This is a genomic window from Afipia felis ATCC 53690 (assembly GCF_000314735.2).
Taxonomy (GTDB): Bacteria; Pseudomonadota; Alphaproteobacteria; order Rhizobiales; family Xanthobacteraceae; genus Afipia; species Afipia felis.
Genome location: NZ_KB375270.1, coordinates 1,983,048 through 1,999,507 on the forward strand (window position 1 = coordinate 1,983,048; position 16,460 = coordinate 1,999,507).

Annotated in this window: 11 protein-coding genes; 3 read left to right on the forward strand and 8 right to left on the reverse strand. The window is 58.3% G+C overall.

Going from position 1 to position 16,460, the window contains the following annotated elements:
• Positions 1–13 precede the first annotated feature (13 nt).
• Positions 14–931, forward strand: a complete 918-nt coding sequence (locus HMPREF9697_RS09405; RefSeq protein WP_002716967.1) for an SMP-30/gluconolactonase/LRE family protein — start codon at positions 14–16, stop codon at positions 929–931.
• Between the two features lie 72 nt (positions 932–1,003).
• Complete coding sequence (locus HMPREF9697_RS09410) at positions 1,004–2,374, forward strand: NAD-dependent succinate-semialdehyde dehydrogenase (RefSeq protein ID WP_002716968.1); 1,371 nt, start codon at positions 1,004–1,006, stop codon at positions 2,372–2,374.
• Positions 2,375–2,600: 226 nt separating this feature from the next.
• On the opposite strand, the gene HMPREF9697_RS09415 is transcribed toward HMPREF9697_RS09410, so the two are convergent.
• From HMPREF9697_RS09415 to HMPREF9697_RS09430, 4 genes are all read right to left on the reverse strand, one after another.
• Positions 2,601–4,124: an efflux transporter outer membrane subunit gene (locus tag HMPREF9697_RS09415; RefSeq protein WP_002716969.1), complete on the reverse strand. Its 1,524-nt coding sequence runs from the start codon at positions 4,122–4,124 to the stop codon at positions 2,601–2,603.
• Positions 4,125–4,268: 144 nt separating this feature from the next.
• Entirely contained in the window at positions 4,269–7,550 is a 3,282-nt protein-coding gene (locus HMPREF9697_RS09420) for an efflux RND transporter permease subunit (protein WP_002716970.1), read from the reverse strand.
• Positions 7,551–7,553: 3 nt separating this feature from the next.
• Positions 7,554–10,661, reverse strand: coding sequence for an MdtB/MuxB family multidrug efflux RND transporter permease subunit (locus HMPREF9697_RS09425; RefSeq protein WP_002716971.1), 3,108 nt, complete (start codon positions 10,659–10,661; stop codon positions 7,554–7,556).
• Entirely contained in the window at positions 10,658–11,914 is a 1,257-nt protein-coding gene (locus tag HMPREF9697_RS09430) for an efflux RND transporter periplasmic adaptor subunit (protein WP_002716972.1), read from the reverse strand. The genes HMPREF9697_RS09425 and HMPREF9697_RS09430 overlap by 4 nt, the downstream gene beginning before the upstream one ends.
• Before the next feature lie 158 nt (positions 11,915–12,072).
• Here HMPREF9697_RS09430 and HMPREF9697_RS20905 point away from each other — a divergent pair, with 158 nt between their 5' ends.
• Positions 12,073–12,210, forward strand: a complete 138-nt coding sequence (locus HMPREF9697_RS20905) for a hypothetical protein (RefSeq protein WP_157223249.1) — start codon at positions 12,073–12,075, stop codon at positions 12,208–12,210.
• A gap of 322 nt (positions 12,211–12,532) precedes the next feature.
• On the opposite strand, the gene HMPREF9697_RS09435 is transcribed toward HMPREF9697_RS20905, so the two are convergent.
• From HMPREF9697_RS09435 to HMPREF9697_RS09455, 4 genes are all read right to left on the reverse strand, one after another.
• Positions 12,533–13,630, reverse strand: coding sequence for a tyrosine-type recombinase/integrase (locus tag HMPREF9697_RS09435; protein WP_051053977.1), 1,098 nt, complete (start codon positions 13,628–13,630; stop codon positions 12,533–12,535).
• A 314-nt stretch (positions 13,631–13,944) separates the two neighbouring features.
• A complete protein-coding gene (locus tag HMPREF9697_RS09445) occupies positions 13,945–14,448 on the reverse strand; it encodes a hypothetical protein (protein ID WP_040307882.1) in 504 nt (167 codons plus the stop codon).
• A 109-nt stretch (positions 14,449–14,557) separates the two neighbouring features.
• The gene (locus tag HMPREF9697_RS09450) at positions 14,558–15,376 is read right to left on the reverse strand and encodes a head maturation protease, ClpP-related (RefSeq protein ID WP_147296380.1); all 819 of its coding nucleotides are present in this window, start codon (positions 15,374–15,376) and stop codon (positions 14,558–14,560) included.
• Positions 15,377–15,387: 11 nt separating this feature from the next.
• Positions 15,388–16,452, reverse strand: a complete 1,065-nt coding sequence (locus HMPREF9697_RS09455) for a major capsid protein (RefSeq protein WP_002716976.1) — start codon at positions 16,450–16,452, stop codon at positions 15,388–15,390.
• Between the last annotated feature and the right edge of the window lie 8 nt (positions 16,453–16,460).

Genomic DNA, 16,460 nt, shown 5'->3' on the forward strand with positions numbered 1-16,460 from the left:
CAGGAGCCCTTACATGATCATGCTGAATCCCGTCGAGCGCCTTGTTGCCGAAATCCATTATCAGTTGCCGGACAAATGGAGAAAGAAGGCGCGCACGGAGTGGTCCGATCCCAATCGCGCCAATGCCGAGGTGGACAGCTTTCTCGAGGGCCCCTCGTTCGACCGCGATGGCAATCTCTATTTTGTCGACATTCCATATGGACGCATTTTCAAGCTCGCCCCCAACGGGAATTGCGATCTCGTCTGCCAGTATGACGGCTGGCCGAACGGGCTGAAGATTCACAAGGACGGTCGCATCTTCATTTGCGACTACAAGCGGGGGTTGATCTTGCTCGACGAAAAGCGAGGCGTTGTCGAGCCGCTGCTTGCAACACGCAACAGCGAAGCATGGAAGGGACTGAACGATCTCGTCTTCGATGCCAACGGCGCCTGCTATTTCACTGATCAGGGGCAAACCGGCATCCACGATCCCACCGGCCGTGTGTATCGCCTGGATGCGAACGGCAAGCTCGATCTGTTGCTGAGCAACATCCCGAGCCCCAATGGGCTTGCATTGAACATGAAGGAAAACCGTCTATTCCTCTCGGTCACCCGGCAGAACGCAGTCTGGCGTTGCCCGATCATGACTGACGGGACCATGTCGAAGGTTGGCACCTATCTCCAACTCTCAGGTGGCCATGGCGGCCCGGATGGCATGGCTCTGGACGAAGAAGATGCCGTGATTGTTTGCCAGCTCGGTGTCGGCGTGTGGCGGTTCGACTCTGACGGTATGCCAACGCACCTCATCACCGGTCGCGTCGGGCACCATCTCACCAATGTCGCGTATGGCGGAAAAGACAACAAGACGTTGTTCATCACCGAGGCCGATACAGGCACGATCCTCAAGGTCGAAATGCCCGTTGCCGGTAAAACGCTGTATTCCCACCACTAGTTATCCAGCCAACATGAAAGCGGAGATGGGGCGTTACCTCATCTCCGCCATTTTATTCTCGAGGCTTGAACCATGATTGTATCCGTAAATCCCTACACCCGCGAAGAGATCGCACGGTTCGAGCCGCATGACGACGCGCATATCGATGCGGCTTTGTCTGAGACGGAGAATGCGCAGCGCTCATGGCGCAGAAGCACGATGGCCGAGCGCGCGAAGCTGCTCACCACCATTGCCGGTGTGTTGCGCCAGGGGAAAAATGAATATGCAAAGCTAATCTCGGCCGAGATGGGCAAGCCAATCAAGGAAGCCCTGTCGGAGGTCGAAAAATGCGCCCTCAATTGCGATTTCTATGCGCAGAATGGTGAAAGGTTCCTGGCGGACAAACCAGTCGAGACCAACGCAGCCGACAGCCGCGTCGTATTCGATCCCCTGGGCGTGGTCCTCGCGATCATGCCGTGGAATTATCCGTTCTGGCAGTATTTCCGCTTCGCCGCTCCGGCGTTCATGGCCGGCAATGCCGCGGTCCTCAAGCATGCCAACAATGTCCCGCTATGTGCCCAGGCAATCGCCGAGATCGTGGCCAAGGCCGGCGCGCCGAAGGGATTGCATCAGACACTGTTTATTGAAAACTCAAGGGTCGAGAAGCTGATTAATGACCGGCGCATTGCAGCTGTTACCCTGACCGGCTCCACCCAGGTTGGCGCCATCGTAGCGTCTCAAGCTGGAAGAGCGCTGAAGAAGCAGGTTCTTGAACTTGGTGGTTCGGACCCCTTCATCGTACTGGCCGACGCCGATATCGAGGCCGCGGCACGCATGGCGGTGCCCGCGCGCTTCATCAACGCGGGTCAGAGCTGCGTCAACTCCAAGCGGTTCATCGTAGAGGATCGCATCGCAGACGCCTTCACCGAGGCCTTTCTGGCGAATGTCGTCAAACTCAAGATTGGAGATCCGATGTCGTCGGATACCGACATTGGCCCTCTGGCGCGCGCAGATCTGCGCGACACATTGCACGCACAGGTCCAGCGCACGGTTGCGGCAGGGGCAAAACTTCTCACGGGAGGTGAGGCCTTCGAAGAAGCGGGTTTTGCCTATAAGCCAACGGTTCTGGATCATGTGACGAAGGACATGACCGCATTCCGGGAGGAAACCTTCGGTCCGGTTGCGGCAATCACCCGCGTCAAGTCCGCGGAAGACGCGATCATGCTAGCGAATGATACCGAGTTTGGGTTGGGCGCAACGCTTTGGTCGCAGGACCTTGCCAAAGCCGCCATTTATGCACGGCAGATCGATGCTGGCGCCGTCTTCATCAACGGCATGGTTGCCTCTGATCCACGCCTGCCCTTCGGAGGGATCAAACGATCCGGTTATGGCCGCGAGCTCGGCTCAGTTGGCATCCGTGAATTTACTAACATCAAGACGGTGTGGACGGGACCGGGACGCTAGCTGTCGCGCCAAGGCGACGGCAGTCGGTGTGCGTGGGCTTGGAAATTGCTCCTCATCCAGTTGATAGCGACAAGCAGACAGTAAGAAGAGCCAGCTGCTTGTTGGAGAAAAGCTGCGCGAAAGGCGTAGGAGATCCGCTAAACTCTTGAGACTGTTGCGCCATTTAGAATAAAACTACGAACTTTATGCAGTTAGAATTACATCACAACTTCAGCTGCAACTATAACTACCGCCGACCGGATTGACAGCTGCCGTCGTTCGTTCCCTGCGTCAAGCATCTCTGATTGACTGCAACGGTGCTCTCCGGATTCCACCCGCCTCCAAGCGCCTGAAACAGGCTGCTTGCAGCCATGAATTTGGTCAGCCGCACCTGTGCCAATGTATCTTCGGCCGTGAAAAGGGTCTGCTCCGTCTGCAGCACAGTGATCAGGTTGACAGTCCCGCCACGCAACTGTGTTTCAGAAACATCAAACGCCTGGCGCGAGGCAGCCACGACGTCCATCTGAAGCCGTTCCTGCCGTATCGTCTGCTGCAGGGCGACGAGCGCTTTCTCGACGTCGGCGAATGCTGAAAGCACCGCCTTGCGATAGGCCTGCAGATACTGCAACTGCACACCCCTCGCCTGCTGGAGCTGACTCTGCAACAGAAAGCCATCGAAAATCGGCTGGGTCAGGCTTGCCGCAAGGGTGTAATACCATGCACCGGGCCCGAACAATGCTGCGAGAGCCATGCTTTGGAAGCCCGTCTGGCCCGTGAGTTGAATTTGCGGGAAAAACGCGGCACGAGCGGCCTCGACGCTGAAGTTCGAAGATGCCAGTTGCGCCTCGGCCTGGCGGATGTCCGGCCTTTGGTACAGCAACTCCGAAGGCAGGCCGGGGGTCACACGCGGCACGGCAATCTGCAGCAGGCCGCCGCCGCGGACCTTAAAATCGGCAGGAGCACGGGCTACCAGTACAGCCAGCGCGGCGATGTTCTGCTGCCGTGTCACTTCCAATGGAGGAATGGACGCTCGCACCGTCGCAACCAGAGCTTCCTGCTGCGACACTTCGAGTTGCGATGCCGTGCCACCCGCGAATTGTTGCTTGATGAGCCCGAGAATACGGTTTGCTGCCGCGAGGTTGTTGCGCGCGACGCGCAGACGATCCTGCGCGGCCAGAATCTGGAAATAGGTGTTGGCAACCGTCACCACCGTCGTAAGGCCGACAACGTCGCGATTATATCGTGCAACCGTAGCGTTCTCCTCGGCCGCGAAAAGGGTCGCTCGGTTTTTGCCCCAGAAGTCGATCATGTAGCTCGCGGTCAGCCCAACATTGTATTGGGAAAACTGCGTCGGTCCTGATGAGACCCCACCGATCGACGACGCTGGCTGACGCACGCGCTCCGCCGTCGCCGTTCCGGAGATCGACGGCAACAACGGGGCACCCGCAACGCCCACTTGCGCATCGGCCTGAATGATCTGCGCAACTGCAACTGCAATATCCAGATTGACGGTCTGGGCAGTCTCGATCAGGCCGGTCAACTCGTTGGACTTGAACCCGCGCCACCAATCCAGCGCAGGGACGGCCGCATCGGCAGGTCCACGGGCCGCTTCAAGATACTTGGCTGGAATCGGAAGGTTCGGGTCCGGCCGCTCAGTGTTGAGGATACAACCGGTGAGGCCGGGGACCAGCAGCAAAACGGCGACGCCAAAAGCCCTGCGCGTGTCGCGATGTGTCCGCGCGGCAGACGACTTCAGTTCGGCACCAGGCATGAAAACCCCAATAAAGCTGAGGTCCAAATGCTGCCCCAGCTTCCCGCACACCACAAGGGAGAGTCACGCAGTTTTCATCATGTGTCTTTCGAGGAAGGCTGAGTACCGCGCCGAGTGTGAGCGCGCCGGCGGCGCGGCTATCCTTCATTCCCCAGACTGGAGCGGGGCAAGCGGCGCGGACGAATCACCACTGCGGCGATGAAACCAGAGCCGGATCCGATCGATATAGAGATAGATCACGGGGGTCGTATAAAGCGTCAGCATCTGGCTGAGGATCAGGCCGCCGACGATGGCAATACCGAGCGGACGGCGTAGTTCGCTGCCTTCGCCGAACCCAATCGCAAGCGGCACAGCGCCAAGCATTGCGGCCATGGTTGTCATCATGATGGGCCTGAAACGCAGCAGGCAAGCTTCGTAAATTGCATCACGCGACGAAAGATTGCGGGATCTTTCCGCGTCGAGCGCGAAATCGATCATCATGATCGCGTTCTTCTTCACGATACCGATCAGAAGAATTACGCCAATCAGCGACATGATGCTGAATTCGGTGTTGAACGCCATCAGCGCGAGCAACGCACCAACACCGGCGGACGGCAACGTCGACAGAATGGTCAATGGATGGGCGTAGCTCTCATAGAGAACACCCAGCACGATATAGATCGTGACCAGCGCGGCCAGAATAAGAAATGGCTGATTGCTTAGCGACTCCTGGAATACTTTGGCTGTCCCCTGGAAGGTGCCCTTGATCGTGGCCGGGACACCGATCCGATTCATCGTCGCTTCGATCTTGGACACCGCCGTGCTCAACGAGACGTTCGGCGGGAGATTAAACGAGATGGTGTTGGCGACAAGAAGCCCCTGATGATTGACCGCCAGTGGTGTCGTACCCTGCGTGAATTGTGCGACTGCCGAAAGCGGAATCATCGTTTCCTGGGACGTGCTGACTGCAGACCCCGTGGATGACGCTCCTTTGCCCGTTGCACCAATGGAGTTTGTCGCGAGATTGCGCGCCGCGTCCGACGCCACCGCACTGGCGGATGTGGACACCCCCGGTGCAACCACTGTTCCTGCGACCGAATTGGTTGCCTGCGATCCACCCACCTGGCCGCCCGACGTGCTGATATAAACATCTTTCAGGGTTTGTGGGTTTTGCCAGTAGCGTGGCGCCACTTCCATGATGACGTGATACTGGTTGCGCGCCACATAGATCGTCGAGACCTGCCGCTGACCGAACGCATCGTAAAGCGTATTATCGATCTGGCTGACAGTGATTCCAAGGCGCGCCGCCGCATCCCTATCGATGACCAGATTCGATTCCAGCCCCTTGTTCTGCTGATCGCTGTTGACGTCAACGAGCGTCGGATCTTTCTGCAGCGCTGCGGTAATCTTCGGTGTCCACTCATTCAGCTCCTCGAGAGTGGCCCCCTCCAGAGTGTATTGATACTGCGCATTGCTGGCGCGGCCGCCTGCGCGAATATCCTGCACGGCCTGCAGATAAAGGGTTGCACCTGGAACCACCGCGAGCTCGCGCCGTAACCGGCCAATGACCTGATCGGCGGAAGCCTTGCGCTCGTCGAGCGGCTTCAACGCAACAAACATGAAACCGGAATTGGTCTGCCCGCCCCCGGTAAAGCCGACCGCCGTATCGACTGCTGCATCCTTCTTGATGATCGACACGAATTGCGTGAGCTTCTGCTGCATCAACTGGAACGAAACGCTCTGGTCAGTCTGGATGATGCCGATCAGCCGCCCCGTATCCTGCTGCGGAAAAAACCCTTTCGGGATGATGGCATAGAGATAGAAATTGAGACCAAGAACGGCGAGCAGAACGAGCATCACAGTGCGAGGATGCCGGAGCGCGACATTCAACGTCCGGCGATAGCCATTCAGCAGAAGCTCGAAGAAACGCTCACTCTTGAGATAAAGCCAGCCGCGGCGCTCACCGTGGTCTTGCCGCAGCAAGATCGAGCACATCATGGGTGTTGTGGCGAGCGAAATCATCAGGGAGATCACGATTGCGATCGAGATCGTCATTGCAAACTCGCGGAACAGGCGTCCTACGATGCCCCCCATGAGCAAGATGGGGATGAAAACGGCGATCAACGACACGCTCATCGACAGGACAGTGAAACCAACTTCCTTCGCCCCGAGCAGGGCCGCCTCCTTCGGCGACATGCCGGCTTCAATGTGCCGCGTAATATTTTCGAGAACGACGATGGCATCGTCCACAACGAATCCGGTGGCGACCGTCAACGCCATCAGCGAGAGATTGTCGAGGCTGTAGCCCATCAGGTACATGACGGCGAAGGTCGCGATCAGCGACACCGACACCGCGACAACCGGAACCAGCGTGGCGCGCCCATTGCGCAGGAACGCGAACACCACCAGGACGACAAGACAGATCGCGATAAACAGCGAAAACTCGACTTCCCGCAATGAAGACCGGATCGTGGTCGAACGATCCACGGCGATGTTCAGATCGATCGCGGGCGAAATCGACGCATGCAGTTGTGGCATCGTCGCCTTCACGCGGTCGACGATGCCGATGATGTTGCCACCGGGTTGCCTGTAGAGCACGATCAGCACGGCCGGCTTGCCGTTGGCGAGGCCCGCGTTACGCAGGTTCTCCACGGAATCGACCACTTCCGCGACATCCGAGAGCCGCACGGCTGCGCCGTTACGATAAGCGATAATCAGCGATCTGTATTGGTCCGCCTTGATCGCCTGATCGTTGGCATAGATCTGATAGCGGTCGTTACCAACGTCGATTGCTCCCTTCGGACTGTGGGCGTTGGCGCTGGACAGCGCGGCCCGAACATCTTCCAGACCAATACCGTATTTGTTCAAAGCCTGCGGAATCAATTCGACCCGCACCGCCGGCAGCGAACTGCCGCCGACCGTCACCTCTCCGATCCCCTCCACCTGCGACAGCTTCTGTGCAAGCACCGTGGACGCCGCATCGTAGAGATCGCCACGCGTCAACGTGTCCGATGTCAAGGTGAGAACCATGATCGGCGCATCGGCAGGGTTGACCTTGCGATAGGTCGGGTTCGTTCGGAGGCTGGACGGCAGATCCGCGCGCGCAGCATTGATCGCAGCCTGAACATCGCGCGCCGCGCCGTTAATGTCGCGGTTAAGCCCGAACTGCAACGTGATGCGCGTCGAGCCGACGGTACTGGACGACGTCATCTCGGTGACGTCCGCGATCTGGCCGAGATGACGTTCGAGAGGGCTTGCGACCGTGGTGGCGACGTCCTCGGGGCTGCCTCCCGGCAAGGTCGCCTGCACCGAGATCGTGGGGAAATCCACTTCCGGCAGCGGCGCGACCGGCAGATGAAAGAATGCGACCATGCCAATGGCGGCGAGCCCGAACGTCAGCAGCGTGGTCGCCACCGGACGCCTGATGAAGGGGCTCGATAGGCTCATGGCTCACCCCATTTCGTTCGCCTGACGCCCGCTGGGCGATTGACCGGAGAGACGAAGCGAGAGGCGATCGAACCACAGGTAGATCACAGGCGTCGTGAACAAGGTCAGCATCTGACTAACGAGAAGGCCGCCGACAATGGAGATACCGAGAGGATGCCGCAGCTCGGATCCGGCACCGGTGCCGAGCATCAACGGCAGTGCGCCGAGCATGGCAGCCATCGTGGTCATCAAAATCGGTCGAAAGCGCAGCAGGCAAGCCTGATAGATCGCATCGCGTGGCGCCTTGCCTTCGTTGCGTTCGGCATCCAAGGCAAAATCGATCATCATGATCGCGTTCTTCTTCACGATGCCGATCAGGAGAATGATGCCAATGATGGCAACGATGGTGAGATCCTGACCAGCAATCATCAACGCCAGCAACGCGCCGACCCCGGCGGACGGCAGCGTCGACAGAATCGTGACGGGATGAATGAAGCTCTCGTAAAGAACGCCCAGCACGATGTAGACGGTCACGATTGCCGCAAGAATGAGAAAAGCCTGATTAGCCAGCGATGACTGAAAGGCAAGCGCTGCGCCCTGGAAGTTGGTGATCATGCTCGCCGGCAGGCCAACCTCCGTCTCCGCCTGCTTGATAGCGTTGACCGCTTCGCCGAGGGATGCGCCATGCGCGAGGTTGAAAGAGACAGTAGTCGCCGGAAACTGGCCAAGATGGGTCACCAGCAACGGCGCGGTTTCAACCCTCGTCTTTGCCATCACCGACAGCGGCACCGGCGGGCCGCCGACTGAAGACGGCAGATAGATCGATGACAGGGAATCGAGCGACTGCTGCAGGGAGGGTTCTGCCTCCAGAATCACCCGATACTGGTTCGAATGCGTAAAGACCGTCGAAACGATACGCTGACCATATGAATCGTAAAGGGCGTTATCGATGGTCGCCGGTGTGATTCCGAACCGGGCAGCCTGATCGCGATCGATGTCCACGAAGAGGGATAATCCGTAAGCCGAGATGTCGCTGGTCACATCGGTCAGTTGCGGAAGATCCTTGAGACGATCCACCAACTTGGGAGTCCACTCATTCAGTTGCGCGGCATCCGCATCCTGAAGAATGAACTGGTATTGCGTGCGGCTTACGGTGCCCTCAATGGTGAGGTCCTGCACCGGCTGCATATAAAGCGTGATCCCGGTTAAATTCGCCGTACGATCCTTCAAGCGCTCCATGACCTGCGTAATGCTGGATGTCCGTTGATCGTGGGGCTTGAGATTGATCAGAAGCCGACCGCTGTTAAGCGTGGAGTTGGTGCCGTCGACGCCGATGAATGACGACAGACTCTCCACCTCCGGATCTTCCAAAATGGCACTCGCGAGCGCCTGCTGTCGCTGCGCCATGGCAGCATAGGACACCGATTGCGGCGCTTCCGAAATCGCCTGGATGACCCCCGTGTCTTGCAGCGGAAAGAATCCCTTCGGGATCACGACATAGAGGACTCCTGTCAGGACGAACGTGCCAAGTGCCACCAGCAGAACCATCGTTTGCCGATCCAGCACCCAATTGAGCGCGCGCCCATAGACCTCGATCAACCTCTCGAAAGACTCCCGGCTGACGCGCTGGAAGGCATTTTCGGGAACCTCTCGCGTCGGTTTCAGTAACTTGGCGCAAGCCATGGGCACCAGTGTCAGCGACACCACCGCCGAGATGAGAATGGTGACGGACAGCGTGATCGCGAATTCGCGAAACAGCCGGCCAACGACGTCGCCCATGAACAGCAGCGGGATCAACACCGCGATCAGCGACACCGTCAACGATATGATGGTAAAGCCGATCTGTTCCGATCCGCGCAAGGCGGCCTGTAGCGGCGCTTCGCCCTCTTCGATGTAACGCGAGATATTCTCGATCACCACAATAGCGTCGTCGACAACGAAACCGGTCGCAATCGTTAGAGCCATCAGAGACAGATTATTGAGACTAAAGCCCGCGAGGTACATAACGCCCAGGGTGCCCACCAGCGAGAGCGGCACCGAGAGACTGGGGATCAGCGTGGCGCGGGAGTTGCGCAGGAAGACGAAGATCACGAGCACCACGAGAACGACCGCGAGCGCAAGTTCGTATTCGACGTCCCTGACAGACGCGCGGATCGTGACCGTCCTGTCGGTCAGGATCGCGACATCGATCGCGGCTGGTAACGAAGCCTGCAACTGCGGCAACAGCGCCTTGATGCCGGCCACGACCGAGATCACGTTCGCACCCGGCTGCCGCTGAATGTTCAGAATGATGGCCGGCGTCCTGTTCATCCACGCACCCAGCTTGTCGTTCTGGGCACCGTCCACGACATCCCCAACGTCGCTCAACCGGACCGGCGATCCATTCTTGTAGGCGATAACCAGCGATCTATAGTCTTTCGCATTCCGGATCTGATCGTTGGCGTTGATCGTATAAGCCCGCATCGGACCATCGAAGTTGCCTTTCGGCGTATTGATATTGGCATTGCCAAGCGTCGTGCGCAGGTCATCGATGTTGAGGCCATAAGCAGCGAGCTTGCGACCGTCCGCACGGATGCGCACGGCAGGCCGTTGTCCGCCGCTGATGCTGACGAGGCCCACGCCGGGAAGCTGGGAAATCTTCTGAGCGAGCCGCGTGTCGACGAAATCCTCGACTTCCGTTAGCGGCATGGTCTTCGACGTCAATCCCAGCGTCAGGATCGGCGCGTCGGCCGGGTTGACCTTGGCATAGATGGGTGGCGCGGGCAGATCCGAGGGCAACAGGTTGCCTGCGGCGTTGATCGCGGCCTGTACCTCCTGCTCCGCCACGTCGAGGGAAATGCTCAGACCAAACTGAAGCGTGATGACCGATGCACCGGCTGAGCTGACCGAACTCATCTGATTGAGGTTCGGCATCTGTCCGAACTGCACCTCAAGTGGCGCCGTGACCGACGATGTCATGACATCCGGGCTGGCTCCCGGATAGAATGTCTGCACCTGGATGGTGGGATAATCCACCTCCGGCAACGCGGCGACCGGTAGAAAGCGAAACGCGAGCATCCCCGACAGCATGATGGCCACCATCAACAGCGTGGTTGCTACCGGCCGCAAGATGAATGGTTGCGAAGGGTTCATTGTTTCTGACCCTTGCCCGGGTTCTGTTTCTTTCCGCCCGCTTGAGGTTGTGCGGGCGTGCCAACGGCTTCATTTCTGAGATTGATCTTCGCGCCATCCCGCAGCTTATCCGCACCATCCACTACGATCTGGTCGCCGGGCGCCAGCCCGGAGCGGACCTCGACACGATCGCCATCGGTCGCACCGAGTTCAACCTTCCGCACCGACACGGTACTGTTTGGATTGACAAGATAGACGAACGTCCCCGGCACGCCGCGCTGAATGCCGGCGACGGGCATCACTGTGACATTCTGGTGCGTATCGACCAGCAGCCGAATATTGACGAACTGGTTTGGATAGAGTGCTTCGTTATCGTTGGCGAACTGAGCCCGCAGCTTGATCGTTCCTGTTGTGGGATCGATCTGACTGTCGAAGGTCTGCAGAACACCGTCCGCGATCTTGTTCACCCCGCTGCGATCATAGGCGATCGCGGGCAAGGCGGCTCCCGCGGCCAGTCTCTTGTTGATCGCCGGCAGGTTGTCTTCGGGCAGCGTGAAGAGAACGCTGATAGGCCGCAATTGCGTGATCACGACAAGGCCGTTCGTATCACCGGGCGTGACGTAATTGCCCTGATCCACCTGACGCAATCCCACGCGGCCGTCCAGCGGTGAGACAATACGGCAATACTGCAAATTGACTTCGGCAACCTTCACCGCGGCACGGTCAGCTTCCACCGTGCCCTGATCCTGCGCAACCAGCGCAACCTGGGTATCCAATGTCTGATGAGGCACCGCGTTCTGCGCGGCCAGTTTCTGGTAGCGAACCAGATCAACCTGCGCACCTTTCAACAACGCCTCGTCCCGTGCGAGGTTACCTTGCGCAACAGCCAAAGCGGCTTCGTAAGGGCGCGGGTCAATCTCCGCGAGCAGATCGCCCTTCTTGACCTCGTCACCTTCCTTGAAATCGATTTTCTGCAGATAGCCGCTGATCTGCGTACGCACGGTCACCGTTGCGAGAGACGTGACCGTGCCGAGGGCATTCAGGCCAATGCCAATATCCCCCTTTGTGACAACCTCCGGCACAATCGAGATAACGGGCGCGCCGCGGGAGCTGGTCGGCGATGCGGCCTTTTCACGAGTCCACCAAACGAGACCGGCGAGCACGAGGACACAGAGCAGCACAATCCATATCAGGGATCGTCGCGTCTTTTGCTTGGAGATAGGCGCGGTCGCTTGGTGCGAAATCTCCTCGCGGGACTTGACGGGCTGATCCATCTATTCGCCCTCGATCCTTTGCGCCCACAGCCTGCGGAAACTCCGATCCTCCGGGAAAGCCTGCCCGGATATTACGAATGAGCGTTTCTGCGGAACAAACATACCACTTCTGAGCAGGCGCGACCGCAGCGAGCGCCTAAATAATCCGTGAGAAGGACTTGTTCAGGGCATCGACCGCGAAATGGCGGCTCAAACGGCCCCATCAATCCATTGCCAATGGCATCGTCGAACTCGACGTTCTGCCTGGCGAGCGGGTTACCGTCTTGAAAGTCGAGCGCCAGAACAACCTGCGCTAGTCGAACCGCTCAAGGTAATGGCGTGGCAACAATTGGCCCTGGAAAAATTGAAGCGTTTTGACGGCTGATGACCAACTTGCTGACAAGTGCAGAAATGCCGTCCCTAAAGCCCACCTCTGCACAATCCTAAGCAACGCAATTCGGGAAAGGGATGGTCAGAATTTTCGGCAGCAAAGATTGTTCTTGCTGACACGAACCTTGGCAAAATGCCTCGCGTCACAACGTGCGTAGTTTTTACGGATTGGCGCTCCCTAGGGGAGCTTTACCGTTTAGGAAAATCAAGCACTTACGGCAATTCGGGGGAACGAGACGCACCATTGTTTCACATAGCGTTTTTCGAAGATTCCCCCGGAGATTGCGGTACGAGAAGAGGCATCGCATCCGTGGCGAGGCGCTTCTGATCGGCCGCGCGGGTGTAAAGTTCCGCGTGCTCCATACTGTCCCAGCCGAAGACCGCCATAAGCTGACTGGCCGTCGCCCCATTCTCTGCGGCAATGGTCGCCCCGGCCTTCCGGAGCCCGTGCGCGGAGCATTGCAGCAGCCCCGCCGCATCGCACCACTCGCGCATACGCACGCCCATGCCCTTGTCCGTGAACGCCTTGCCAAAGGCCGTCACGAGGAACGTCATATCGCCGGTTGGCGAAGCTTCAATGATCCGCTGTAGTTCCGGCAGGATTGGAATCGAAAGACGCTTCGGCTTCCGGTTGCGGCCTTTATGGACGGTGAAAACGAGATAGCCCTTTTTGACGTGCTGCTTTCCGAGCCGCACGAGGTCGGATTTGCGGACGCCCGTAAACATGAGCAGCGCGAGGGCGAGACGTGGCTTGGTGCCAATCGGCCACCGCTTTTCAAAAGCTTCGACCTCTTCGAGCGTCCAAGTGTGCCAGCCTGCGGTCGCTGTTTTGAACGTCTCAACATCACGGCCGAAATTGGTTTTGATGTGCTTCTTTTTGAAGCCCCACTTCGTCACCATGCGCGCGGCTTTGACGCGGCCGTTCGCGGCTTCGGGAAGCTCAAGCTTTCGGTCGCGCAGCACTTCGATATCGTCGGCTGTCATTCGCGCGAGGGGGAGATTTTTGAAGATGCGATCCGAGCCCGGCGCGATGGGCTCCGCACACATGGAGTCGAGAATACGCTTTCGAACGGTGCGCGTGGACTCGTCGAGTCGCTTGTAATCTGCGCACTCCTTCACATACTGCGCGCAAAGCCATCCCCATGTATCAGGTTTAACGCCAATCTTCGGCGCAGCCTTCGGGGCGTTACCCTTCGCCGCTGCGTATTCCGCCATGAAGGATTCCGTCCACGGCTCGCCATAAATGCGAATCTTCTTCATCCCGGTACGCGGCCGGTAATAGACGCGCACGGGCTTGCCGGGGCCATCTGACTGTTCGAAACAACCGGAAGGGAGGCGTTTGGGCATACCCTCTTCTAGCATGGTCACACCGCCGTCTTCCACCTACCATCGTCACCGTTTTCGTCCGGCAGAGCCTCAAAAACATCGTCCAAATGGCGAATGTCCCAAACCTTCTTGCCGTCTATGAGCTTCGCAGGCCCTACCCGGCCGTCCGCGCGCATCGTGTCAAACTTGGAGGGCGAGATGCATAGATACATCGCGGACTCTTCGCGTGAGAGGCCGCGCCGGGGGCATGGACGTGTTGCCGCTGTCGCTTTCATCGTGGTGAGACTCTGGCATAGTGTGACCAGACTCTTGACCAACGAAGTGCGGCCCGTCAGCTAACGATTAGCAATTTCGTCCTCTTCCATATCGATATCAAACATTCGCTCTTCATACTCCTTCGTTAAGCGCCACTTTCGGAATCGCCGCCAAACAGCCGGAGCGAGCAGCCTTTGCTCAGGCTTCAACCTCATAGCTTTCAGGCAAGCCATCAAGTGTTCAAGGTCGCGAACATGATAAGGCGTCGCGTTCTTCGTGCCGGAATAGATATCGTAACGCCTTGCAAGATCGCGGATTAGGCGGGAAACCCGATCACGGTCGCACTCTTCTGTAGTAAGACTCCGCGCATCACGCAGGAATTCTCGAAACGGGTAGTTCAGGGCCTTCGGCGGACGGCCCCGGCGCTTGCCGTCGCGAAGATAGCAAGACTCGTCGCCCCCGAAAGCCACAGCCAATTGAGCCGCGCGCCTAGGGTCGCACGTTCCGCCCTTCAAGACGCGATGGAGGTATTGCGGCGAAATTCTGAGTTGCCGAGCGACATCGACCTTGCTGACGCGAGACATACCTACCCGCCGTCAATCGTTAGCCCACTCCGTCGCTGTCGTGATTTAAGATGCATGAATTACTCCTTGTGCCACCTACGCCCCGCGCCGCCACAGCGCGGGGCTTCCTTTAGGCGGCCTTGCAGGACGCGTTCCAACGCTGAAAAGCCTTGATGCGCATGTCATCCCAGCTACGCGGCTTCCAATTCGCCGTCATCTCTTTGATGGAATTCGGAGTGTTCTTGAATTTTCCGGTATCGATGAGCGCAGCCATCCGCACGGCATCGGAAACACGGTCGGCTAGCCCAAGGTCAACGGCCTCTTGCGCCGTAAGCCAAGATTCGGCGTCCATCAACTCCACGATTTTCGCCTTCGAGGCACCGGACCGCTTCGCATAAACGTCCGCAATCTGGTCCTGCATTTTGCGAAGTGCCTCGCCGAACGAGTCGACTTCATCCGCATCACCGACCACACCGCCCCACGGATTATGAATCATCAACATGGAATTGGATGGCATTACGATTTCATCGCCAGCCATCGCGATCACCGAAGCCATTGAGGCTGCGATTCCTTCGATGGTCACGACCTTCTTCGCCGAATGACGCGCGAGCATGTTATAAATCGCAAAGCCCTGCGATACGTCGCCGCCATTCGAAGAGATTGAGATATTCAACTGACTTGGGCGACCCAGCGCGAAAAGGCTCTCGTTAAAATCCTTTGCGGAAAGCCCGTATTCGCCGATTTCGCTGTAAATGTTGATGTTGGCAGCGCCGCCCGCGCTGGCCTTAGCCATCGAAAACCACTGCGACATGTTGAAATCCCTTACACTGAATATGAAAATGAAAATTGATGGCCGCGCCGGACAAGGTGGAGGCCAAAAACCGGCGCGGCCATTTGGGACTGTGAAGGAGTCCGCCTCGGAGATGGACGGCAACGAAGCGGAGTACACAGCCCCAAACTTTATTCGGACGCCTCTTCCGCTACGCCGCGAACAAGAGTCTGCGGACGCAAGCACAGCGGGAGCGGGTTCTGCTGCGTGTGCAGTTCGACGTAGCGATTGAACTTGTCCGGCGCGAGCTTCGCATAACGCGGAAGACCAAGCGTATTGACGGTCTCCATGAAGTCGCCGGGGGCGAAGTATTCGGCATAGAGCCCGGGCACGCCGGTGAAGAAGAACCTCGCCTCATCCGGACCGATTGCGACTGTCTCGCCGTCGTCGGTGCCTTGGTAGTTTTCCCACATGATTCCGCCGAACTCGAAGATGCCGAAGGCGTAATTATCGCCTAGCGCCTGCTTCGCCGCCGCGTAGCCGTCATACACGCCCTTAACGCTGGGATGTTCCAACAGCTTGTCAAAGAAGTTGTCGCCGCAGAACGCCCACACCTGTGCGGTCTTCGGAATCACAGTCTTCGCGTTCCGGCGCATGAACCGCTGAATCGCCTGACACTTCGTTCGGATCGAATTTGTGATACCTACACCGGAATAGTCGTCGAGCGGGAATTCGAATGTCTCCGGCGCGGCCTGCCCGAGCGAGTTTGAAATTCCGAACTCCGCGAAGAGGTCGAGGAGAACCGAACCGTCCGCGTCGTGAATGACTCCGCGAAGCGCGCCGAGCCGGTGGTTTTCAATCGTCAGATCATGCCGAAGCGCCATGCGCTGCATCTGCCGGTTGATGACCGCTTCCGCACCGACAAGCTCGCCCGACGCAAAGTCGCGCACGTTTTGCACCGAATCGGCCTGCACTGTGTCTTCCAACTTGATATGGGGCACGGCCAACTGAATCGCCTTACGCCTATCGCGAGTCTCATATGGCGCGGGCGCACCGCGAAGAGTCGTCGGAATGAGCGAAAGCTGCATGTCAATCGACTCAATGACGACGGTGTTGGTAGCCACCCCCTCGCCAACGCCAGTGAACGCGAGATCACCCGCGCGACCCGGCACATGGTCTAGATTGTTGATCCCCGCCGTAAGGCTGGTCATTGAAAACGCATCGTCGTTGAAGATATCAATCGCGAAATCAGACATTCGAGGTA